General features: G+C 74.9%; 19 protein-coding genes. 8 read left to right on the forward strand and 11 right to left on the reverse strand.

The window, feature by feature from the left end; genetic code table 11:
* Positions 1-12 precede the first annotated feature (12 nt).
* The 3 genes from AB7F12_RS16275 to AB7F12_RS16285 form a co-directional block, all read right to left on the reverse strand.
* Complete coding sequence (locus AB7F12_RS16275; protein WP_428500969.1) at positions 13-1,236, reverse strand: glycosyltransferase; 1,224 nt, start codon at positions 1,234-1,236, stop codon at positions 13-15.
* Entirely contained in the window at positions 1,230-2,240 is a 1,011-nt protein-coding gene (locus tag AB7F12_RS16280) for a glycosyltransferase (RefSeq protein ID WP_428500968.1), read from the reverse strand. The genes AB7F12_RS16275 and AB7F12_RS16280 overlap by 7 nt, the downstream gene beginning before the upstream one ends.
* A 111-nt stretch (positions 2,241-2,351) precedes the next feature.
* On the reverse strand, positions 2,352-4,394 hold the full coding sequence (locus tag AB7F12_RS16285) for an MMPL family transporter (protein WP_428500974.1): 2,043 nt from the start codon (positions 4,392-4,394) through the stop codon (positions 2,352-2,354).
* Between the two features lie 591 nt (positions 4,395-4,985).
* Here AB7F12_RS16285 and AB7F12_RS16290 point away from each other — a divergent pair.
* Both AB7F12_RS16290 and AB7F12_RS16295 read left to right on the forward strand, forming a co-directional pair.
* Positions 4,986-5,531 (forward strand): dihydrofolate reductase family protein, encoded by a 546-nt coding sequence (locus tag AB7F12_RS16290; RefSeq protein WP_428500967.1) that lies wholly within the window; start codon positions 4,986-4,988, stop codon positions 5,529-5,531.
* A 186-nt stretch (positions 5,532-5,717) separates the two neighbouring features.
* Entirely contained in the window at positions 5,718-6,587 is an 870-nt protein-coding gene (locus tag AB7F12_RS16295) for a PaaX family transcriptional regulator (protein ID WP_428500966.1), read from the forward strand.
* A gap of 1 nt (position 6,588) precedes the next feature.
* On the opposite strand, the gene AB7F12_RS16300 is transcribed toward AB7F12_RS16295, so the two are convergent.
* From AB7F12_RS16300 to AB7F12_RS16320, 5 genes are all read right to left on the reverse strand, one after another.
* Positions 6,589-7,314 (reverse strand): alpha/beta fold hydrolase, encoded by a 726-nt coding sequence (locus tag AB7F12_RS16300; protein ID WP_428516709.1) that lies wholly within the window; start codon positions 7,312-7,314, stop codon positions 6,589-6,591.
* A gap of 100 nt (positions 7,315-7,414) precedes the next feature.
* Positions 7,415-8,329: an AraC family transcriptional regulator gene (locus AB7F12_RS16305; protein WP_428500964.1), complete on the reverse strand. Its 915-nt coding sequence runs from the start codon at positions 8,327-8,329 to the stop codon at positions 7,415-7,417.
* A 231-nt stretch (positions 8,330-8,560) separates the two neighbouring features.
* Positions 8,561-10,201, reverse strand: a complete 1,641-nt coding sequence (locus tag AB7F12_RS16310) for an AMP-binding protein (RefSeq protein WP_428500963.1) — start codon at positions 10,199-10,201, stop codon at positions 8,561-8,563.
* Positions 10,198-11,211, reverse strand: a complete 1,014-nt coding sequence (locus AB7F12_RS16315) for a carbon-nitrogen hydrolase family protein (RefSeq protein WP_428500962.1) — start codon at positions 11,209-11,211, stop codon at positions 10,198-10,200. The genes AB7F12_RS16310 and AB7F12_RS16315 overlap by 4 nt, the downstream gene beginning before the upstream one ends.
* A gap of 5 nt (positions 11,212-11,216) precedes the next feature.
* Positions 11,217-13,463: an FAD-dependent monooxygenase gene (locus tag AB7F12_RS16320; RefSeq protein ID WP_428500961.1), complete on the reverse strand. Its 2,247-nt coding sequence runs from the start codon at positions 13,461-13,463 to the stop codon at positions 11,217-11,219.
* A 103-nt stretch (positions 13,464-13,566) separates the two neighbouring features.
* Here AB7F12_RS16320 and AB7F12_RS16325 point away from each other — a divergent pair, with 103 nt between their 5' ends.
* From AB7F12_RS16325 to AB7F12_RS16345, 5 genes are all read left to right on the forward strand, one after another.
* A complete protein-coding gene (locus AB7F12_RS16325; protein WP_428500960.1) occupies positions 13,567-14,679 on the forward strand; it encodes a cupin domain-containing protein in 1,113 nt (370 codons plus the stop codon).
* A gap of 12 nt (positions 14,680-14,691) precedes the next feature.
* Positions 14,692-15,528, forward strand: a complete 837-nt coding sequence (locus tag AB7F12_RS16330) for a fumarylacetoacetate hydrolase family protein (RefSeq protein WP_428500959.1) — start codon at positions 14,692-14,694, stop codon at positions 15,526-15,528.
* On the forward strand, positions 15,525-16,310 hold the full coding sequence (locus AB7F12_RS16335; protein ID WP_428500958.1) for a maleate cis-trans isomerase family protein: 786 nt from the start codon (positions 15,525-15,527) through the stop codon (positions 16,308-16,310). The genes AB7F12_RS16330 and AB7F12_RS16335 overlap by 4 nt, the downstream gene beginning before the upstream one ends.
* Positions 16,307-16,708 (forward strand): acyl-CoA thioesterase, encoded by a 402-nt coding sequence (locus AB7F12_RS16340; RefSeq protein WP_428500957.1) that lies wholly within the window; start codon positions 16,307-16,309, stop codon positions 16,706-16,708. The genes AB7F12_RS16335 and AB7F12_RS16340 overlap by 4 nt, the downstream gene beginning before the upstream one ends.
* A 191-nt stretch (positions 16,709-16,899) precedes the next feature.
* Positions 16,900-18,465 carry an FAD-dependent oxidoreductase gene (locus AB7F12_RS16345; RefSeq protein ID WP_428500956.1) on the forward strand — a complete coding sequence of 522 codons (1,566 nt, stop codon included), beginning with the start codon at positions 16,900-16,902 and terminating at the stop codon, positions 18,463-18,465.
* Here AB7F12_RS16345 and AB7F12_RS16350 read toward each other — a convergent pair.
* Positions 18,407-19,237 carry a YhjD/YihY/BrkB family envelope integrity protein gene (locus tag AB7F12_RS16350; protein ID WP_428500955.1) on the reverse strand — a complete coding sequence of 277 codons (831 nt, stop codon included), beginning with the start codon at positions 19,235-19,237 and terminating at the stop codon, positions 18,407-18,409. The two genes, AB7F12_RS16345 and AB7F12_RS16350, sit on opposite strands and share 59 nt — an antisense overlap.
* Positions 19,238-19,282: 45 nt before the next feature.
* On the opposite strand from AB7F12_RS16350, the gene AB7F12_RS16355 reads away from it, so the two are divergent.
* Positions 19,283-19,933 carry a CDP-alcohol phosphatidyltransferase family protein gene (locus tag AB7F12_RS16355; protein ID WP_428500954.1) on the forward strand — a complete coding sequence of 217 codons (651 nt, stop codon included), beginning with the start codon at positions 19,283-19,285 and terminating at the stop codon, positions 19,931-19,933.
* Here AB7F12_RS16355 and AB7F12_RS16360 read toward each other — a convergent pair.
* Together AB7F12_RS16360 and AB7F12_RS16365 are read right to left on the reverse strand one after the other, a co-directional pair.
* Positions 19,914-21,380: a phytoene desaturase family protein gene (locus AB7F12_RS16360; RefSeq protein WP_428500953.1), complete on the reverse strand. Its 1,467-nt coding sequence runs from the start codon at positions 21,378-21,380 to the stop codon at positions 19,914-19,916. The two genes, AB7F12_RS16355 and AB7F12_RS16360, sit on opposite strands and share 20 nt — an antisense overlap.
* Before the next feature lie 5 nt (positions 21,381-21,385).
* Entirely contained in the window at positions 21,386-22,489 is a 1,104-nt protein-coding gene (locus tag AB7F12_RS16365) for a glycosyltransferase (protein ID WP_428516711.1), read from the reverse strand.
* Between the last annotated feature and the right edge of the window lie 66 nt (positions 22,490-22,555).

The following is a 22,555-nucleotide window of genomic DNA, read 5'->3' on the forward strand; positions in this document are numbered from 1 at the left end:
CCTCCGCGGCCGTCACGGCGCGCCTCGCCCGGTCGCGCTGCGGACATGGCAGGTCGTCCTGCCGAAGGCACGCTGGACCACCTCGTCGCGGGGTAGACCCGACGAACCCGCCCAGCGACGCGCCCGGCCCTCGGCGCGGGTGCTGGTCAGGTCGGCGAGGTGGGCACCGGTGCCCGCGTCGACGATCGTGATCTCTCCCGCGTCCCGGCCCTCGAGCAACCGCATCGCGTCCGCGATCGCCGAGGGCGGCAGGACGTCGTGGACGACGACACGGGCCCGGGCACGGCGCAGCTGATCGGCCGACCACGGCCGGTGGAGCGGCCGGATCGCCAGGTCGCGATGGGTCGCGACGTCGAGCGAGGCGCGCACACCGGCGGTGTCCACGCCGAGCTCCACCAGCACGTCGGGCAGCTCGCCGGCCGGGTGACCACCGCGGGTGCCCGGCTCGGGGATCAGCTCGGCCAGCCGCGCGGCCTCCGCCTCCTTCTGCCCGCGCGCGACGTCGCGCTCGGCCCAGTCGGGACCGTCGTGCCAGGCCACGGCGTCGCGCCGGTGGACGAGGACGGCGCCGGCGTTCCACGCCCGGTACGCCAGGTCCCAGTCCTCGCCGCCGTAGCCGACGAAGCGCTCGTCGAAACCGCCGAGGTCGTCGAACAGGGACCGCCGGCAGGCCAGGACGGCGCTGATGACGAAGCGGAAACTGCGACCGTCGGCGTGCAGCAGGTCTCCCGAGCGGGCGTAGCCGTCGGCGAGCCACCGCGGCGCCGCCAACTCGGGCGCGGCCGCGGGATCGTCGCCGGGGGCCAGGGCCACGAGATCGGCGTGCCGGCGGCGGCCCACGGCCAGCACGTCCGGGCAGAGCGCGACCGGCGCCGTCAGCGCCTCCACGAAACCCGGCTCGGGCACGGTGTCGGCGTCGAGGAACACCAGTACCTCGCCGCGGGTGCGGGCGGCGCCCGCGTTCCGGGCCGCCGCGGCGCGGAAGCCCAGGTCCTCCTGCCGCACGACGCTGACGGGGACCGGGCCGTCGCCGGGGCGCACGGGTTCGCGGGAGCCGTCGTCGGCGACGACGATCTCGAGCGGCGGCAGGGTCTGGCGGCGGAGCGCGGCGAGGGTCAGCGCGAGCTGGCGCGGCTGGTCGTAGTGCACGACGACGACACTCACCCGCGGCCGTGGCACCGGCCGGCCCGCGAGCAGGTCCCACCGGTTGTGCGGCACCAGGACGTCGGTCAGCACCGCACCCCCTGGAGGTTCGCGTAGACCTGCAGATGGGCCGCGGCCGCGTCGGGCCACGTCCGCGGACCCGTCAGCAGCGTCGTGGCGGGTCCGGCCAGGGCCGCGGCCGCCGCGGCGACCAGGCCGCCCGGCGGGTAGAGGACCAGGGCGTCCGGGTAGGTGCGCGCCTGGTCCGTGGCGTACACGCCGTCCGCGACCAGCGGTCGCCTCCCCGCAGCCCACCACGTCGCCAGCGTTCCGCTCGCGCTGACCGCGCGGCCGGGCACGACCGGCACGGTCACCGCGCGCGCCGCGCCACCCATCGCGGCATCGTCGAGCCGCCCGGTCAGGACCAGGTCGACGCCCAGCGCGGCGGCGCGGCGATCCAGGTCCGCGTGCACCGCCTCGTGGCCGGGGCTGACCGCGCCCGCCGCGACGACCCGCGGCCGCTGCGGCAGGGCCGCGGCGGCGCGCACCACGTCGTCATGGCCCTTGCCGGGGTAGACGAACCCCAGCACGCCGAGCGTCGGCCGGTCGGCCCAGTCCGGGCGGGGGCCGCACGGCAGGCGTTCGACGGGAAGCCCCACGACGACCGCCTGGCGTCCGCTCATGGCGGTCACCTTCGCCGCTTCGTGCGCGGCCGACACGACGACGACGTCGGCCGCGGCGAGGACCCGGGCGTAACCGCGGCACCGCCGCTCGTCACGCCTCGGGTCGACGTCCCCGCCCGGGACGTCGTGCAGGGTGACCACGAGCGGGGCCCGCACCCTCGTCGCCCACTCCGCGAACCCGCCCGCGGCGGTGGCGATGTCGGGGCCCCACAGGGCGTCGGTGAACTGCACGTGGACGACGTCGGCGGCGGGTGCGTCGTCGACGATCTCCGCCCCGCTCCCCAGCAGCAGCCGGGCCAGCGTTGCCGAGTGCCGGACGACCCCGTGGTCGGGCGGGCCCGGGGCGAGGAGATGCACCCTCACGGGGCGACCCGCTCGGGAAGATCGGAGATGGGCACGGCTGGACGTTCCCACCGGACGCCGGTTCAACCCCCCGCCGCCACCTCGCCCGACGGCCGGGACGGCTCACGTCCCGACGGGCCCGGCGGCGGCACCCGGGCCGGGGTCGCCGACGGGCGGGGCCGGTCAGCCCGTCCGCTCGTGTGCGGGGGCGGCGTCCGCGGTCCGGGCCGGCCGGTCGAGTGCCGACGGCCACCAGACCCGCCGGCCGATGTCCAGGGTGAGCGCGGGGACCAGGATCGAGCGGACCAGCAGCGTGTCGACGAGGACGCCGACCGCGACGAGGAACGCGATCTGCACCAGGAACAGGATCGGCAGCACGGCCAGCGCCGCGAAGGTCGCCGCCAGCACCACACCCGCCGAGGTGATCACGCCACCGGTGACGCGCAGCCCACGGACAACCCCTTCCGTGGTCCCGACCCTGGTCGTCTCCTCCCGCACGCGGCTCATCAGGAAGATGTTGTAGTCCACGCCGAGCGCCACGAGGAACACGAACGCGAACAGCGGCACGCTGGGGTCGGCCCCGGGCAGGCCCAGGACGTTGTTGAACACCAGCGCCCCGATCCCGAGGGTCGCGGCGAACGACAGCACCACCGTGGCGACGAGCAGCAACGGCGCCACCAGGGCCCGCAGCAGCAGCGCCAGCACCAGGAACACGACGATCAGTACCGCCGGGACGACGACCTGCAGGTCGCGCGTCGCGGTCTCCTGGGTGTCGAGCTGCGTGGCCGTGACGCCACCGACCAGCGCGGACGCGCCGGGGACGGCGGCCAGGCTGCGGCGCAGCTCGGCGACGGTCGCGACCGCCGCCTCGCTGTCGGCCGGGTCGGCGAGTACGGCGTCGAGCTGCACCCGCCCGTCGACGACGCGGTCCTCGCCGCGGTCGACCGACACGATCCCCGGCACCGTCCGTGCGGTGGCGAGGACCTGCTCCTCGGCCGACGCCGACACGAAGACCACGGCCGGTGAGCCGGTCCCGCCCGGGAAGTGCCTGCTCAACGCCTCCTGGCCCTGCACGGAGTCGACCGACGACTTGTCGACGAAGAAGTCGGACTGGGCGACCCCGGATGCCTGGAACTGCGGGACGAACGCGGCGAGCACGCCGAGCGCGAGGGCGGTGACGATCCACAGCCGCCGCGGCCGGCGGCCGACGGCGGCGGCGATCCGCGCCCACAGCCCGCTCGTGGCCTCGGCAGTGCCGGCACGCGGGCGGAACGGCCAGAACGCGGCACGCCCGAACAGCAGCAGTGCGGCGGGCAGGAAGGTCAGCGCGGCGAGGACCGACGCGACGATGCCGAGCGCGGCGACGGGTCCGAGACCACGGTTGGAGTTCAGCCCCGACAGCAGCAGGCACAACAGCCCCAGCACGACGGTGCCCGCCGACGCCAGCACCGGCTCGACGGTGGCCCGCCACGCGCTGCGCATCGCGGCGGAGGTGGACTCGGTGCGGCGCAGCTCCTCGCGGTAGCGGGCGATGAGCAGCAACGCGTAGTCGGTGGCGGCGCCGACGACCAGGATGAACAGGATCCCCTGGGTCTGGCCGGACAGCGTGATGATGTCGGCGTCGGCGAGCAGGTACACCGCGAGCACCGCGAGACACAGCGCGAGTCCCGCCGACAGCAGTACCAGCACCGGCAGCAGCGGGCTGCGGTAGACGATCAGCAGGATCAGCGCGACGACGCCCGCGGCGACGGCGAGCAGCAGGCCGTCGATCCCGGCGAACGCGGCGCTCAGGTCGGCGGCGAGGCCGGCCGGTCCGGTGACGTGCACGGTCAGCCCGGCGGGCAGGCCCGCGGCCATCGTCTCGCGCAGCTGCGGAACCGTCTCGTCGAGACCGTCGCGCGCGTCGGCGGGGTAGAAGGCGATGAACTGGGCGGCGCCCCCGTCGGGGGCCGGGATGACCGGCGAGACCGACTCCACCCCGGGTGACCGGGCGGCGTCCGCGGCGCGGGCACGGATGGTGTCCAGGTCCTGTGCGGTCAGGCCGCCGGGGCGTTCGAAGACGACGACGCCGGGCAGTGGCTGGGGCCCGGTGAACGTCCGCTGTTCCTCGGCGGCCCGGGTCGACTCGGCGTCGGCGGGCAGGAAGGTGCTCGAGTCGTTGGTCTGTACCTCCGCCAGCCGGCCCTGGAAGGGGCCGCCGATCGCGCCGACGGCGAGCCACAGCATCAGCACGAGAGCGATGGCAGGCCACAGCCGCCTGACCCGGACCGGCGCCGGCACGGGACCGGGCGGCTCGTCCGGGGGTGTGACCGACGTCGTGGGGGTAGGCGAATCGCCCGAAACTGGACTCACCCTCGCAGCTTAGTGAGCTGTTCCCGCAGCGCAGCGCGACTCGCGTCCCAGGTAGCGGCGTCCCGCCGTGCGGTCGGCGTGGCCGCGGCGGCCGGGACGGCCCCCCAGCGCGCGGGCGGGCGCCATGAGCAGCGTGAACGTCTCGGCGCCGTGCGCCCGGGTCGCGTCGTAGGCCCTCGATCGCCTGCCGGCGCTCGACGATTTCCGTGGCCGACGCGACATCGCCGGCGGCGACGTCCAGGGCCGGCGCGGTCCGGTCGTCCCGCCGTCGTCGCTGCCAGAGCTCCCTGAGCACCTCTGTCGTCCTCGCGTGGAGCGGCACGCTCCCGAACGCCGCCACCGCCCGGGACGATCACAGAGAATCCGGCAGACCGGGCGAGCAGATCCGAGACTCACAGATGAGTTCGGGGCGCCGCGGTGGTCACTGCTGACGACCCGACCGACTGACCCTGGGAGACGATCATCGTGGGGACCATCGATGTGCACGAGTTCATCAGCCTCGACGGCGTGATCGAGGACCCGTCGTGGACGGCGGAGTACGGCTTCACCGAAGCGATGGGGGCTGCCATCGGCAAGCTCTGCGACCAGGCCATCCTGTTGGGGCGCACCACATACGAAGGGTTCTACCCGGCGTGGTCGGCCCGCGGGCACGACGTGGAGTCCGGCGGGGCGTTCTTCAACGGCACACCCAAGCACGTCGTGACCTCCACGCTGGCCGATCCTCTGGAGTGGGAGAACGCGACCGTGCTGGGCCCCTACGACCCGCGACGCATCCAGGAGCTGAAGGACTCCGTCGACGGGGGCATCTACGTCAGTGGGAGCGCCGTGCTGGTCCGGGCGATGCTCGCCGACGGGCTGGTCGACACGTTGAACCTGTTCGTCTACCCGGTCTCGCTGGGAGACGGGGAGAAGCTCTTCGGCGCCGGGCAGCGGATCCCGTTGCGGCTGCTCGAGACCGAGACCTACGACAACGGCGTGGTTCGGATGACCTACGGGCCGCCCGCTGCCTGATCGGGCGGGCGCGCCCGGCTGACACCGCAGGCAGGACCTCCGGCCGCGACCATCGCCACCGGCGCCTGCGCGACGGCCGGGGTCTCGTGAACGCCGGGATCAGCGACGTCACGCGGGTACCGGTTCGGCGGGTGGCGTCGCAGACGCTGCAGCGGCGCCGGTGAGCGGCGCCAGTAGGGTTGCCCCGTGACGATCGAGGCGGAGGACGGCGCAGGTGCCGGCGGCCAGCCGGGTCGGCTGATCCTCACCGTGTACGGCCTCTACGCGCGCGAGCGCGGTGGCTGGCTGCCGATCGCCGGGCTGGTCAGGCTGCTCGGCGAGGTCGGGATCAACGTGCAGGCCGTGCGGTCGGCGATCCACCGGCTCAAGCGGCGCGGGCTCGTCGACGCCGAGCGCCGCGCCGACGCCGCCGGGTACGCCCTGTCCGCGGACGCCCACGGCCTGCTCGCCGAGGGCGACGTGCGCATCTTCGGGCACACCCGCGGCCGCGCCGACGACGGCTGGGTGCTCGTCGTGTTCTCCGTCCCCGACACCGAGCGCGCCAAGCGCTACCAGCTGCGCTCGACGCTGACCCGGCTCGGCTTCGGCACGGTGTCCCCCGGCACCTGGATCGCGCCGCGGCACCTGGAGACCGCGACCGTCGAGACGCTGGAGCGGGCGGGCCTGGCCGGGTTCACGCAGGTCTTCACCGGCCCGCACGTGGCGGGCGGCGAGCTGGCCGGGCTGGTCGCGTCGTGGTGGGATCTCGACGGGCTGCAGGCGCTCTACGCCGACTTCCTGGAGCGGTTCGAGCCCGTCGGGGCGCGCTGGCTCGCCGGTGCGGGCGGCCCCGACGACGACGCCCGCGCGTTCGTCGACCTCGTCGACATGCTGACGGCGTGGCGGCGGCTGCCCTACGCCGACCCGGGCCTGCCCCTGGACCTGCTGCCCGCCGGATGGAACGGCGAGCGCGCCCACGAGCTGTTCGCGGCGCTGTCGGCCCGGCTGCGCGAGCCCGCCGCCCGCCACGTCGAGGCCCTGCTCGGGCCGGCGGACTCGCTGCCCGCGGCCGGCTGACTCAGTCCCGGCCCGCCTGGTCGATGGCGACGGCGAGCCGCTCCGGCGCGGTGAACATGACCTCGTGGCTGCCCGGCAGCTGCACCAGCCGGTACAGGCCCAGCCGGCTCGACATCCGCGGGTGCCAGCCCCACTCACCCGGCGGCAGCGCGGTGTCCTCGGTGGCGTTGATGTAGCTCCTGGGCAGCTCGGAGGCGTAGAAGCGGCTGAGGTCGAGCTTGTCGCGGAACGGCTGGTACGGCTCCGTCGACAGCCGGGCGTGGGTGGAGGCGGCCAGTTCGGCGTCGGCGTCCTGGATGAACGCCTCCCGCCAGATGGGGAACGGCATCGCGATCGTGTCGTCGTCGGTCGCCGCCGCGAGCTGGTCGAACAGGTCCCGGTAGTGCGGCGGGACCTCGTCGAGCAGGCTGTTGCCCGGCGCCGGGACGAACGCGTTCCAGAAGATCAGCCGCCGGAGCCGGTCGGGGATCTCCTCGGCGACGCGGGCGATGACGGTGCCGCCGAAGCTGTGCCCCAGCAGGATCACGTCGCGCAGGTCGGCGCCGGTGATGTGGTCGACGATCGAGGCGACGCAGTCGTCGTGGGTGACGTTCTTGGGCACGCCGGCGCCGTGCCCGGCGACGGTCGGGGTGTGCACGTCGTGGCCCATGCCGGTGAGGTGGGTCGCGACCGGCTCCCACAGGCTGCCGTCGTGCCAGGAGCCGTGGACGAGGACGTAGGTGCTCATGCGGGCCTCCGGTGTCGAGGGATGTGCGGCGAGGCTAGGCGCGGCGCACGGCCTGCCCTGTCCGCCGGGCGCGGCACGGCCACATCACGCGGCGCACGGGTCAGCGGCGCAGGTCGTCGGACGGGGAGCGGCCGAACGCGCGGCGGTACTCGGCGGCGAAGCGGCCGAGGTTGCCGATCCCCCACCGTGACGCGACGGCGGCGACGGTCTCGCCGCGGCCTGCGAGGAGGTCGGCGCGGGCCCGTTCGAGGCGGACCCGGCGCAGGTGTGCGGTGGGGCTGGCGCCGAGCCGGTCGCGGAAGTGGTCCTGCAGGGTCCGGGGCGCGACGCCCGCCGCCTCGGCGATGTCGAGCAGCCCGATCCCGTTGCCCGCGTGGGCGTCGATGTACTCCCAGGCCCGGCGCACGACGTCCGCGGCCGCTGCGCGTGGACGGTCCGGCGCCTGCGCGACCCCGAAGGAGTCGAGCGCGGCGACGGCCGCCAGCTGCGCGACCGAGGCGCCGAACGGGGTGTGCAGCAGCCCCTGCGGGACGACGTCGGCCAGCAGCAGCCGGGTCACCGCGTCCCAGGGGCGCGGATCGCCCGCCGTACCCGTGCGGACGTCCCCCGCCCGCCCGGAGGCGGCGCCGGCGCGGCCGACGAGCGTGGTGGGGAGCTTGATCGTCAGCAGCCGGCAGCCGGGCCCGAAGTCGAGGTCGTGCGCGGTGCGGGCGTCGAGCGCGACGGTCCGTCCCGGGGCGACGGTCGTCGGTCCCGCCGATCCGCGCACCGTGAGCGCTCCTGCGAGCGGCCGGGAGAACAGCACGAAGTCGCCGAACGGCTCCGGTCGCACCGTCACCGCGCCCTCGCCGTAGGACAGGGAGAACACGCCGAGGTCGGCCGAGCCGGCCTCGGCGTGCCGTGCGTGGAACCCGCCGCCCATGGGTGCCAGCGCGTGCGGGCAGTAGGAGCGGGCCACCTGGTCGCGCGCGAGGTCGACGTCGCGGGTGTCGAGACGGACGGCCCAGCTCTGCACGCGACCTCCCGGACGCCGGGCCGCCCGGGCGGCGCCACACTCGTCGACGCGCCGAACCGCACATCGGGCCGCCAGTGTGACGCACCCGGGGCCGGTTGCATCAGGTGTCCGTCGCGGCGGCCCGGCCCGGCCCGGGTGCGGGGCGGCGAACGCGTCCGCGGCCCGCTGCTCGTCGTCGGTCGCGGCGGAGGCGGCCGGCGCGGTGCGCAGGTGGACGTCGCGCTCGTCAGGTCATGCGGTGGCGGGCGTGCGTGGGGCCGGGCTGGTGGCCGGGCTCCCGGGACCCGCCGCGGCCGCCGCCGCGCGTTCGCGCAGCGCGACCCGGAGCAGCTTGCCGGAGGCGTTGCGCGGCAACGCATCCACGAACTCGACCCGGCGCGGGTACTTGTACGGCGCGCCGACGGCCTTGACGTGGTCCTGCAGTGCCTTGGCGGTCGCCGGGCCGGGGGCGACGCCGTCGCGGAGCACGACGAACGCGGTGACGACCGACCCGCGCTGCGGGTCGGGCGCGCCGACGACACCGGACTCGACGACGTCGGGGTGGGTGAGCAGCAGCTCCTCCACCTCGGGGCCGGCGATGTTGTAGCCGGAGGAGACGATCATGTCGTCGGCGCGGGCGACGTAGTGGAACCAGCCCTCGGCGTCGCGGACGTAGACGTCGCCGGTGATGTTCCAGCCGTCGCGGACGTAGTCGGTCTGGCGGGGGTCGTCGAGGTAGCGGCAGCCGGTCGGGCCCTTCACCGCGAGCAGGCCGGGGGTGCCGTCGGGGACGGGCCGGCCGTCGACGTCGTGCACCTCGGCGCGGAACCCGGGGACGACGCGGCCGGTGGCGCCGGGGCGGGCGTCGTCGCCGGCGGCGGAGATGAACACGTGCAGCATCTCGGTGCCGCCGATGCCGTCGACCAACGGCCGTCCGACGGTCTCGCGGTAGTGCACGGCCACCTCGGCAGGCAGCGCCTCCCCCGCCGACACGGCGCGCCGGACACCGGCGAGCAGGTGCCCGTCGCCGGTCTCGAGGATGGCGCGGTAGGCGGTCGGCGCGGTGAACAGGACGGTCACGCCGTGCTCGGCGGCGGTCCGGGCCAGTTCGGTGGGTGTCGCGCGTTCGACCAGCAGCACCGACGCGCCCGCCCGCAGCGGGAACACGAGCAGCCCGCCGAGGCCGAAGGTGAACGCGAGCGGCGGGGTCCCGGAGAACACGTCGTCGGGGCGGGGTTCGAGCACGTGCGCGGAGAACGTGTCGGCGATGGCGAGGACGTCGCGGTGGAAGTGCATCGTCGCCTTCGGGCGGCCGGTGGTGCCCGAGGTGAAGGCGAGCAGCGCGACGTCGTCGGCGGCGGTCTCGACGTCGGCGAACGTCGCCGGGTGCCGGGCGCAGCGGGCCTGCAGGTCCTTCCCGAACGACACCACCGGCACCTCGGGCGGGAGCTCGTCGAGGAAGCGCTCGTCGCACAGCGCGACGGTGGGCCGGGCCGTCGCGACGATCTTGTCGAGCTCGTGGCGGCGCAGCAGCGGCATGGTGGCGACGGCGACCGCCCCGGCCTTGAGGACCGCGAGCCAGCAGGCCGCGAGCCACGGGGTGTTGGGACCGCGGAGCAGGACCCGGTTGCCGGGGACGACGCCGAGGTCGGCGGTGAGGACGTGCGCGATCCGGTTGGCCCGGGCCAGGACCTCGCCGTAGGTCCAGGTCTCTGCGGGCGAGCACAGGCAGGGGCGGTCGGGGCCGAACCGGGCGATCGTGTCGTCGAGCAGGGCGGTCGCGGCATTGAGCCGGGCCGGGTAGCGCAGCTCGGGCAGGTCGAACACGAGCTCGGGCCATTGCCCGGCCGGTGGCAGCCCGTCGCGGCAGAACGTGTCGACGTGGGCGCTCATCGCTCGACCTCCCCTGCGTCGGTGTCCTCGCCGGGAACGACGTCCGCGCGGCCCGTGACCACGAGCGGCACCCGCGGCGTCGCGTCGAGGTGCAGCGACAGGACGTCGAACCGGTTGTAGTGCCCGATGATGTCGTGCATCTGCTTGGCCTGGATGCTGCGCGCGAGGTCGATCTCGGCGTAGACGATGCCCTCGTCGTCGATCAGCGGTTCCACGACGGGGCGGCCGTCGGGCCCGAAGATGCCGGACAGGGCGTTGCGGGGACGGGACAGCTGCTTGCGGACGGCTTCGTCGTCACCGGCGACGGCGTCGACGATCTCCTCGGACACGACCGACGTCGCCACCACCGAGAAGACCTTGCCCTCGAAGGCGTGCGCGGCGGTGCGGATCGCGATGGCCTCGGCCATGTCGTAGTCCTCGGGCGCGACGGGCAGCGCGATGTAGGAGGCGACGTGCACCTGCTCGCCCTGGGCCAGCAGCGCGAACCGGGCGAGGGTGTTGGTGTTCTCCCCACAGGCCAGCACACCGAGCTTGCCGACGGGGGTGTCGTGCACGACGAGCGAGCTGCCGTCGCCGCCGGTCCAGGTGAGCTTCTCCGCCCACGTCGGGACGAGCTTGCGGTGCACGCCGATCAGCTCGCCGGTGTGGGAGATCGTGAGCATCGTGTTGTAGAGGACGCCGAGGCTGTGCGCGCCGCGCTCGTTCACCCCGATGACGACGGTGACGCCGTGGCGCCGCGCCGCGTCGCGCAGGGTGTCGACCTCGGGGCCGGGGACGTCGATCGCGTTACGGTACAGGCGTTCGAACCACGGCGAGCCCTGCACCGGGTTCATCGTCCAGTTCCAGTACGGGTACCCCGGCACGAACGCCTCGGGGAACGCGACGAGCGTCGCGCCGTTCCCGGCCGCCTCGGCGACCAGGTCGGCGGCCTTCGCGACGGTGGCCGTCGCGTCGAGGTAGACGGGTGCGGCCTGGACGGCGGCGGCGGTGAAACGCGGCAGCTCCAGCATGGCGGTCAGCCCTTCGCCGAGGTGAGCAGCGGACGCCAGCGCCGGTGGACCGGCACGGGCTCGGGATCGGTGAGCGTGAGCCGCGGCGGGACCCGCCGGGCGGTGGGTGGCGGTGCGGCGCCTGCGCGCAGGTGCGCGGGCCACGGCATCTCGTCCCAGCCCAGCGCGACCGCGGCGTGCAGCGCCCAGGCGGGGTCGTGCAGCATCGCCCGGCCGACACCGACGAGGTCGGCGCGCCCGGCCAGGACGATCGAGTTGGCGTCGTCGGCGGTGGAGATGCCGCCGACGGCGATCACCGGGACGCCGGCGTCGTGACGGATCCGCTCGGCGAGGGGGGTCTGGTAGCTGCGGCCGTAGTTGGGCCGCTGGTGGGCGACGACCTCGCCGGACGACACGTCGATCATGTCGGCGCCGTGTGCGGCGAGCGCCCGGCTGATCTCGACGGCGTCGGTGACGGTCTGCCCGCCCGGTGCGTGGTCGACGGCGGAGATGCGGACGAGCAGCGGGCCCGCCCAGACGGCGCGGACGGCGTCGAGCACGCGCAGCGGGAACCGCAACCGGTCGGCGAGGGAGCCGGGGTGGGTGAGCGGCGACAGGTGGGACGAGAGCAGGTGGCCGTGCCCGGCGTGGAGTTCGAGCACGTCGAACCCGGCGTCGGCGGCGCGGCGGGCGGCCGCGGCGAAGGCGGCGACGACGCCGTCCTCGTCGACGGGACCGGGCGCCGGGTCGCCGTCGCGGTACGGGATCGGCGTCGGTGCGACGGGGGCGACGCCGCGGCGCCCGGCGTGGGTGAGCTGGACGCCGACCCGGGCGTCGGAGGTCGCGTGGATGCGGTCGGTGATGGCGCGCCAGGCGGCGACGTGCGCGTCGGACCACAGCCCGCTGCTCTGCGCGCACGCGCGCCCGTCGGGGGCGACAGCCGTCCCGCCGGTGAGCACCAGCCCCGCTCCCCCGACGGCGGCCGCCGACAGCAGGAGCATCTCCGCGTCGCCGGGAACGCCGTCGCGGGCGGCATCGACGGTGACCGGTGCGGCGACGACCCTGTTGGGCAGCACCAGGTTCCCGAGCGGGAACGGCTGGAACAGCGGGGGCGCCCCGGGCGCGAAGTGGGTACGCACGCGCGTGGCGTACTCGGGGTCGCGGACCGCGAGGTTGTCGAACGTGACGCGGCGGCTGCGGGTGAGCAGGTTGAACGCGAACTGCTGCGGGTCGAGGCCGGTCACGTGGTCGACGTCCTCGAACCACTCCAGGCTCGCCTGCGCGGCGCGCTGCGTCGACTCGACGACGGGCCGGCGCTCGGCCTCGTAGGCCGCGAGCGCGGTGGGGACGTCGGCGTACCGGCGCAGCGACGCGGCGAGCGCGAGCGCGTCCTCCATCGCGAGCTTGGTGCCCGAGCCGATGGAGAAGTGCGCGGTGTGCGCGGCGTCGCCGAGCAGGACGAGGTTGCCGTCGTGCCAGCGGCGGTTGCGGACGGTGGTGAACCGTAGCCACTTCGAGTTGTTCGCGACGAGCGCGGCGCCGCCCAGCTCGTCGGCGAACAGCTCGGCGATCGCGGCGATGCTCGCCTCGTCGTTGGCGCCGGGCGGCAGCGAGTCGGCGTCGACGGCGTCGAAACCCAGTGCGCGCCATGTCTTCTCGGCGGTCTCGACGATGAACGTCGACCGCTGGTCGGAGAACGGGTAGGAGTGCACCATCAGCGTTCCGTGCGGGGTCTGCTTCGCGACGAAGGTGAACGCGTCGAGCACCCGGTCGGTGCCCAGCCACATGTAGCGGGCGCTGCGGACGTCGAGCTCGGGGCCGAAGACGTCGGCGTGCGCGGCGCGGATGGCCGAGCGCGCGCCGTCGGCGGCGACGACGAGGTCGTAGTCCGTGCGCAGCGCCTCGACGGGCGGGGCGACGGAGCGGAACCGCAGGTCGACGCCCACTTCGGCGCAGCGGGTCGCGAGCAGCTCCAGCAGGACGCGGCGGTTGATCGCGGAGAACCCGTGCCCGCCGGAGGTGACCGTCTCGCCGCGGTGCACGACGTCGATGTCGGACCAGCGGGCGAACCGGGCCGACAACGCGGCGAACAGGACCGGGTCGGCCTGCTCCAGGCCGTCGAGGGTCTCGTCGGAGAAGACGACGCCGAAGCCGAACGTGTCGTCGACGGCGTTGCGCTCGAACACCACGACCTCGCGGTCGGGGTCGAGCTGCTTCGCCAGCGCGGCGAGGTAGAGGCCGCCCGGACCTCCACCCACGACGGCGATCCTCATATTCCTCACTCCTGACCCTGGTCGACTGAACGCAACATTAGCATCTGTTGCTGTCGTCGAAAAGACGCTATGTTGAGTCGGCGACGAGAGACGAGGAGACGTGATGACCGACCTGAGTGACGACGTCCTCGGACGCGCCAGGGTGCGCGACACCGCGGAGCTGCAGGCCTACTACCGCCGCCTCGAGGACCTCGAGGCCGGCGCCCTGTGGAAGATCGCCAACAAGATCGAGCCCTGGTACCCGCAGCCGCGCTCGCGCCCGATGCTGTGGCGCTACGCCGACCTGCGGCCCCTCGTGCTGGAGGCACTGGGACTGGTCAGTGGTGACGACGCCGGCCGCCGCGTCGTCGCGCTCTACAACCCCGACCTGCGCGACATCGCCGCCACCTGCGGGCTGCTCTACACCGGCCTGCAGGTCATGGCACCCGGCGAGTCGATGACCGCGCACCGCCACCAGGCGTCGGCACTGCGGTTCGTCCTGGAGGGCGAGGGCGCCTGGACGATCGTCGACGGGCAGAAGCTCACGGTCGGTCCGCGCGACTTCGCGATCACCCCGAACTGGACCTGGCACGAGCACGGCAACGAGGGCCTCGAGGCCGACGGCGCCGTGATCTGGCAGGACGGGCTCGACATCCCGCTGGTCAACGCGCTGGACGCGCCGTTCTACGAGGTACACCCCGACGTCCGCCAGAAGCAGGACGGCGTCACGAACTCCTCGGTGCTCACCTACGGCGCCGGGCAGCTGCGCCCGGTCGGCGACCCGTGGGACAAGCGGTACTCACCGCTGACCGCCTACCCGTGGGAACCCACCTACGAGGCGCTGCAGAACGCCGCGAAGGCCTCCGACGGCTCCCCCTACGACGGCATCATCATGGAGTACTCCAACCCGCTGACCGGCGGATCCGTCATGCCGACGATGAGCGCGCACATGCAGATGCTGCGCCCCGGCGAGCACACGCTGGCCCACCGCCAGGTCGGCTCGCAGGTCTACACCGCCGCCAAGGGCGCGGGCCACACGATCATCAACGGCGTCCGCTACGACTGGACCGAGGGCGACATCTTCGTGATCCCGTCGTGGGCCTGGCACGAGCACGCCAACGCCGACACCTCCGACGACGCGTGCCTGTTCTCCTTCACCGACTTCCCGGTGATGCGCTCGCTCGGCTTCTACCGCGAAGAGGCCTACGCCGACAACGACGGCCGCCAGACCGTCTGAAAGGGAACCCCGATGCTCCTGGTCACCTTCTCCACCGACAGCGGCCCGGGCCGCCCCGGCGCCCTCGACGGCGACGAGGTCGTCGACCTGTCCGCGCACGTCACGGACCTGCGCGCCCTGTTCGGCGCCGATCTCCCGGCCCTCGACGGGCCCCGCACCCCCCGCGACTCCGTGCGGCTGCACGCCCCGTTCCGCCCGGGGAAGATCGTCGGGGTCGGGCTCAACTACGTCGAGCACGTCGACGAGTCGGCCCGGACCCTCGACACCCACAAGGAGCTGCCGACGCGGCCCGTGCTGTTCTCCAAACCGGCCACGGCCGTCGTCGGGCCCGGGGAGCCGATCCTGCACGACGGCAACCTCACCGAGCAGCTCGACTGGGAGTGCGAGCTCGCCGTCGTCATCGGCCGGGCGGCACGGAAGGTGTCGCGCGAGGACGCGCTCGCGCACGTCTTCGGGTACTCGATCGTCAACGACATCTCCGCGCGCGACCAGCGCCGCTCCGGGCAGTGGTTCTTCTCCAAGGGCCAGGACTCCTACGCGCCCTTCGGCCCCGCCGTCCGCACCGCCGACGAGGTGCCCGACCCGCAGACCCTCGCCCTGGGGCTGAAGGTCAACGACGAGGTGAAGCAGAAGGGCAACACCGCCCACATGCTGTTCACCGTCGCCGAGCTGATCGCCGACATCTCCTCCGGCATGACCTTGGAGCCCGGCGACGTCATCGCCACCGGCTCGCCCCAGGGCGTCGGCGCGGCCCAGAACCCGCCGCAGTTCCTGCGCCCCGGCGACGTCGTCGAGGCGACCGTCGAGGGCATCGGCACGTTGCGCAACCCGGTCGTGGACGCCCGATGACCCGCCCCTACCGGATCGGCCAGATCGTCCCCAGCTCGAACGTGACGATGGAGACCGAGATCCCGGCGCTGCTGCGCGCACGGGAGACCGTGGCGCCGGAACGGTTCACCTTCCACTCCAGCCGGATGCGCATGACGCGGGTGACCGCCGACGAGCTCGCCGCGATGGACGGCGAGTCCGACCGCTGCGCCGTCGAGCTCTCCGACGCCCGCGTCGACGTCCTCGGCTACGCCTGCCTCGTCGCGATCATGAGCATGGGCCCGGGCTACCACCGCGAGTCGCAGCGGCGGCTGCACGGGCGGACCGTCGACAACGGCGGCCCCGCACCCGTCGTGACCAGCGCCGGTGCCCTCGTCGACGGCCTGCGGGTGCTCGACGCACGGCGGATCGTGCTGATCGCTCCGTACCTGCCGGAGCTGACCCGCACCGTCGTCGACTACATCGAGGCCGAGGGCGTCACCGTGCTCGACCACCGCGCGCTCGGCGTGCCCGGCAACCTCGACGTCGCCGCCCTCGACCCGCGCGGGCTGATCGCGCACGCCCGCGAGCTCGACCGGCCCGACGCCGACGCCGTCGTGCTGTCGGCGTGCGTGCAGATGCCCTCGCTCGACGTCATCGACGAGGTGCAGCAGCTGCTGGGCAAGCCGGTGCTGTCGGCGGCCGTCGCGACGACACACCGGATGCTGCGCGCCCTCGGCCTGCCCGCGGTCGCGCCCCTCGGCGGCGCGCTGCTCGGAGGCGAGTACGCGTTCACCGACCCCACCCCGACGGTCACCGCGTGACCGCGGCGGCAACCCGGCCGGCCGTCACCATCCGGCGCACCGTCGAGTGGTCCGACACCGACGCCTCCGGGCACCACTACAACGGCGTCGTGCTCCGCTGGGTCGAGGCGGCCGAAGCCGAGCTGCTCGGGCGGCTCGGCCTCGCCGGCCTTTTCGGCCGCATCCCCCGCGTGCGCTACGAGACCGACTTCCGGGCCCGGCTCTGGTTCGGCGACGAGGTCGAGATCGACCTGACCATCGGGCACGTCGGGACGACGTCGATGCGCTACGACTTCGAGGTCCGCTCCGGCACGACGGTCGCCGCGGCCGGGTCGACGACCGTCGTCAACGCCACGCCCGACGCCCCGGCCGCGATCCCGTGGCCCGACGACGTACGGGCAGCGCTCGCGGGCTCCTGACGCGCCCCCGTGGTTCGACCCACGGGGAGCGGGGTAGCTGAACGCTGACCAGCGCCCCGGAGGTTCCCGATGATCCCGCCCCACGGCCGGCTGCGCCGACCGCTCCTTCGGGTCGACGCGGTGACGCGTACCCACGACCCCCGACGACCGCGCACGTATGGCGTGGCCCGCGCCCACCCGCGAGGTCGCCGGTGATCGACGAGCTGCGCAGCCGGGCCGCGCCGCTGCGGATGCGCCCGCGCAGGCTGGTGATCCCCGATCCCACGCTGCCACGCGCGGTGCCGGCCGGGACCCGCGTCGCCGTCGTCGGGGCCGGGGTGGCGGGCACGAGCGCGGCCGTCGTCCTCGCCGAACGCGGCGCCGAGGTCACCCTGCTGGAGGCGGCCGACACCCTGGGAGGGCGGCTCGGCGCATGGCCGGACAGTTTGCCGGACGGCTCGGAACAGGTCGTCGAGCACGGGTTCCACGCCTTCTTCCGGCACTACTACACATGGCGGGCGGTGCTGCGGCGCATCGACCCGGCGCTGAGCTTCCTGACCCCGGTCGGCGGGTACCCGGTGATCTCCCGGTCCTGGCCGGACGAGGACCTGAGCGGGTTGCCGGCCGCGCCGCCGCTGAACCTGCTCGCGCTGCTCACCCGGTCACCCAGCCTGGGCGTGCGGGACATGGCCGCCGCCGACCCCGAGGCCGGTATGGCGCTGCTGTCCTACGACCGCGTTGGGACCGCCAACCTCGACCACGAGTCGGCGGCCGCGTTCCTGGGCCGGCTCGCGATGCCCGAGCGGGCCCGGCAGATGCTGTTCGAGGCCTTCGCGCGGTCCTTCTTCTGCGACCAGGACGGGCTGTCCGCGGCGGAGCTCGTCGCGATGTTCCACTTCTACTTCCTGGGCAATCCCGAGGGCATCGGCTTCGACGCCCCTGCCACCGACCACCTCACGGCGATCTGGGCGCCGCTGCGCCGCCACCTGGAAGGTCACGGTGCCGTGGTGCGGACCGGCGCCGCCGTGCGCCGGCTGGCCCCCGACGGGCCCGGCTGGCGGCTCGACACCGACTCCGGCACCGACACGTTCCGCCACGTCGTCCTGGCCCTCGACCCCGGCGCGTTGCGGCAGTTGCTCGCGGACTCCCCCGACGCCGCCGGGGCCGCGCCGCGGCTCGCCGCGCAGGTCGGCGCGTTGCGCACGGCGCCGCCGTTCGCGGTGGCCCGCCTCTGGCTCGACCGGGACGTCGCGGCGGAACGTGCCGTCTTCAGCGCGGTCAGCGGCGAGCCGACCCTGGACTCGGTGACCGTCTACTCACGACTCGAGGAGCCGTCGGCGCAGTGGGCGGCCCGGACGGGCGGCGCGGTCGTCGAGCTGCACTCCTACGCCTGCTCGGCCCCGGACGTCGCCACCGCGACCGCGCGGATGCGGGACGAGCTCGGGCAGCTGTGGCCGGAGACCCGCGACGTGGGCGTCGTCCACCGGCACGAGCAGTTCGAGGCCACCGCCCCGGCGTTCCCGCCCGGGTCCGCGGGCACCCGGCCGGGGGTGCGCACCGACGCCCGCGGGGTGCGCCTGGCCGGTGACTTCGTCGAGTCGCCGTTCGTGGCCGGGTTGATGGAACGCGCCGCGCTGACCGGCGTGCTCGCCGCGAACGACGTCCTCGCCGAGGTGGGCGCGGCCGCGGAGGAGATCGTGGGGGTGCCGCAGCGCGGGCTCACCGCCGGTGTTCCGTTCCGCGCCCGGCGCCGAGCACCCCGTCCAGCACGAGGGTGACCCGGTAGCCGAGCAGCACGAGGATGTGCAGGAGGTAGAGCCACAGCGCCAGGGCCGCGACGGCCCCGAACACCGGGAGCCCGCCGAAGGGCAGCGACCACTCGACGGGGATGGCCAGGAACAGCAGGAACCCCTGCAGGAACCCGGCGAGCACCGAGCCGGTGCCGAAACCGCCCCACAGCAGGGCGCGGACGCCCGGCCGCTCGGCCGCCACCGAGGCGTAGACCAGGACCAGCGCGATCGACACCAGGATCCAGACGACGTGGAACGCGACGACGACGCCCAGCACGAGCGACCAGCCACCACCCCGGTAGAGCGGGGCGACGAACGGCGCGCACGCCAGGACCCCGGCGACGAGGACGGGCGCGGCGAGCACCACCGGCAGCAGGCCGAGCCGGCCCCGCCACCCGGTCAGCCGCTCGCTGTCGCGCGGCGAGAGCTGCAGGAACGCCCGGCGCAGCCCTTCGCCCCAGAGGCTGGCCGGGAACAGGGCGACGAGGGTCTGCAGCGGGCTGAGGTCGAGCGCCGTGGCGGTCAGGGTGCGCAGTGCCTCGGCCGTCCCGTGCCCACCGGGCAGCCCGGTGACGGCGGTGTCCATCCCGGCCGCGACGACATCGGCACCGACGAGGGCGCCCGCGAGCCGGAGCGCGACCAGGGCGAGCGGGACCAGCCCGAGGATGCCGAAGAACGTCGCGCCGGCAGCCCACAGCGCGACGTCGCTGCCGGGGAACGACCGGCCGGCCTCGCGGACGAACGAGCGGACGCTGCTCACGCCACGCCCCCGGCGGGCACCGCGGCCGGGTGCGAGGCTGTCGCGGTGGCGGGGCCGGACCGGGCGACGGGCGTCGACGGCTGGGCCCGCCTGCACGGGATGGACCGCGTACCGCTGCCCGCGCGGGTCTGGGTGGCGCTCGTCCAGTGGCTGGCCCGCCCCCTGTCGAGGGTGCACCCGGACGTGCTCTCGCTGCTGGGGGTGGTCGCGCTCGCCGGCGCCGTCGCCACGACGCGATGGCCGCTGCTGACGGCGCTCCTCCTCGTCGTGGGTGGCCTGCTCGACGGGCTCGACGGCGCCGTCGCCCTGCGCAGCGGCCGGGCCCGCCCGCTCGGCGCGGTCGTGGACGCCGTCGCCGACCGCCTCGGTGACCTGCTGCTCGTGGCCGTCCTGTTCCGGCTCGGCGCACCGGGCTGGTGGTGCGTCGGCGTCGGCGCGACCGTGCTGCTGCACGAGTACGTGCGGGCCCGCGCCCAGGCCGCGGGCATGGCAGGACAGGGGGCGGTGACCGTCGCGGAGCGGCCGACCCGTGTCGTCGTGGTGCTGGTGGCCGCGCTCGGTACCGGGGTCATGCCGGCGGGTACCCCGCTGACAGGCTGGCAGTGGGCCACGGCCTGCACCGTGATCGGGGCGATACTTGCGGGCGTCGGACTGGCGCAGCTGGCCGTCGGCGTCGTCAGGTCGGTGCCCCGATGAGCCGGGCCACGATCTCGGCGGAGTGCAGCACCAGCGGGAGCCCGCCACCGGGATGGGCCGACCCGCCGACCAGGTACAGCCCCCGCACGGGGGACCTGTTGGCCGGGCGCAGCAGCGCGGCCCGGGGTCCGTGCGAGGCCGTCCCGTAGATGGCCCCGCCGGGTGCACCGGTGGCGCGTTCCAGGTCGGCCGGCGTGCGCACCTCGCGCCACCGGATCCGGTCGCGGACGTCCTCGCCCCGCTCGGCGAGGACCGCGAGCACCCGGTCGGCGTACGCCTCGGCCAGCCCGGGCGTGTCCCAGTCGACGCCGCGGCCGGGATCGTGCGGCGGGGCGTTGACGAGCACGAACCATCCCTCGCAGTGGTCGTCCGGGCGAAGCGCCGGGTCGTCGGGGGCGTGGACGTAGACGGTCGGGTCCGGGACCGGCCGCGGGTGCACGCCGAAGATCGCGTCGAACTCCGCGTGGTGGTCGGCGGAGAAGAACACCCGGTGCGCAGGCCCGGGTGCGCGGCCGTCGAGCGCGAGGAGCAGGACGACACCCGCCGACGAGCGGGGCGCGCGGCGCAGCGCACGCCGCGCCGGTGCCGCGGCCGGGTCGCGGACGAGGTCGCCGTACAGGTGGTGGGCGTCGGCGTTGCACACCACGACGTCCGCGGCGTCCCACCCGCCGGCGGCGTCGACTCCCGTGACGTGTCCGCCCACCGTGCTCACCCGGGTCACCTCGGACCCGAGGTGCACGGCCACGCCGAGGTCGACGCAGCGTTTCAGCACGGCGTCGGCGATGCCGCGCAGCCCGCCGCGGACGTACCAGCCGCCGAAGTGCTGCTCGACGTAGGGCGTGACCGACAGGACGGACGGGGTGCGCCGCGGGTCCGAGCCGGAGTAGGTCGAGTAACGGTCGAACCACGTCCGCAGCCGGGGGTCCGGCAGCATCCTCGCCCCGAGGCCCGCCAGCGTGCGCCAGGGCGCGACGAGCCGCAGGTCGCCGGGGCCGCCCGCGAGCCGCGCAAGGTCCCGGACACCCGTGAACGGGGCACGCAGCACCCGGTCGCCGACGAGCGACCACAGCCGGGCCGAGCGGGCGTGCAGCCGCGACCAGGCAGCGCCACGGCCCGGCCCGAGCGCGGCGTCGAGGGCGGCCGGAACCTGCGCGGCGTCGTGCGGCATGTCGAGACGGGTGCCGTCGGAGAACCTGTAGGCGCACACCGGGTCGACGGGGACGACGTCGAGCTCGGCGTGACCACCCGTCTCGGCGAACAGGGCGTCGAGCACGTGCGGCAGCGTCAGCAGCGACGGGCCGGTGTCGAAGGTGAACCCGTCCCGGGCGTAGGCCCCCAGCTTGCCGCCGTGCGTGGCCGCCCGCTCGTGCACCACCACCCGGTGACCGGCGGCTGCGAGCCGGGCCGCGGCGGCGAGCCCACCGAGCCCGGCCCCGACGACGACCACCCGGCTCACACCTTCCTGCCCTTCCACGACAACCTGCCCGCGGCCCGGTCACGCCGCGACGCGACGAGCAGGCCCAGCACCAGCCCGACCGACACCGGGTGGGCCAACGAGTCAGGCCAGACCCGGGTGCCGGTACGGCCGGCCGCGACGGCGCGGCTCACGACCGCCGCCAGGTAACCCACCAGGCCGGCCCGGGACCCACGCAGCGCGGCGAGCGCGGGAACGACGTAGACCAGCGCGAGCAGCGCCGCCACCGGGATGCCGAACGCGCTCCACAACGACTTCCGGTACCCGGCGGACACCTCGTCCCAACCGTCGTACATGCGGCACGTCGCGAGGGTGGAACCGTCGGCCACCCCGGTGCGGCCCCCGGCGCGGCGGACCGCGCGGGCGAGCGCGATGTCGTCGAGCACCGCGTCCGCCGCCGCCCATCCCCCGGCGCGCTCCAGCGCCGCCGCGTCGACGACCAGGAACTGCCCGTTGGCGGCGACCATCGACGGCCGGGCCGAGCGTTCCGCGACACGCAACGGCAGGGTGACCATCCACGACCACGCCAGCAGCGGCTGCACGAGCCGCGCCGCCCACCCCGTGGCGAGCTGGCGGGGCCACGGACACACCAGGTCGAGGTGGGCCTCCCGCAGCAGGGTGACCGCCGCGGCCACAGCCCGGCGGTCGACGACCACGTCGGCGTCGACGTACACGTGCACCGTCCCGCGGGCCGCCGCCGCCAGCTGCGCGCAGGCGTGGGGCTTGCCCAGTGACCCCGGCGGCGGCGGGGTGCCGGTCAGCACCCGGGCCCCCGCGGCGGCCGCGACCGCCGCGGTGTCGTCGGTCGAGCCGTCGTCGAGGACGAGGACCTCCGCGGCGCGCAGTCCCGTCTGCGCCCTCAGCGAGGCCACCGCGGCACCCACCCGGTGCGCCTCGTCCCTGGCGGGGACCAGGATCGACACCGTCTCGTCGACGTCGGGCGGATCGGCCGGCGGTCGACGCAGGAACCGCAGGTTGACCAGCTGGTGCAGGGTGGCGGCGACGGCGAGCGCCGCACCGGTCCGCACCACCGCGCCGCCGACGGCGCGTACCGGCGCCGAACCGGTCCCCAGCCCGTCCATCACCCGTCCTCGTCACCGTGGTCGACCTGGCACCAACCGTCCCTGCCCGACTCTAGAGCCGCGGGC

Source organism: Pseudonocardia sp. (assembly GCF_050250275.1).
Taxonomy (GTDB): domain Bacteria; phylum Actinomycetota; class Actinomycetes; order Mycobacteriales; family Pseudonocardiaceae; genus Pseudonocardia.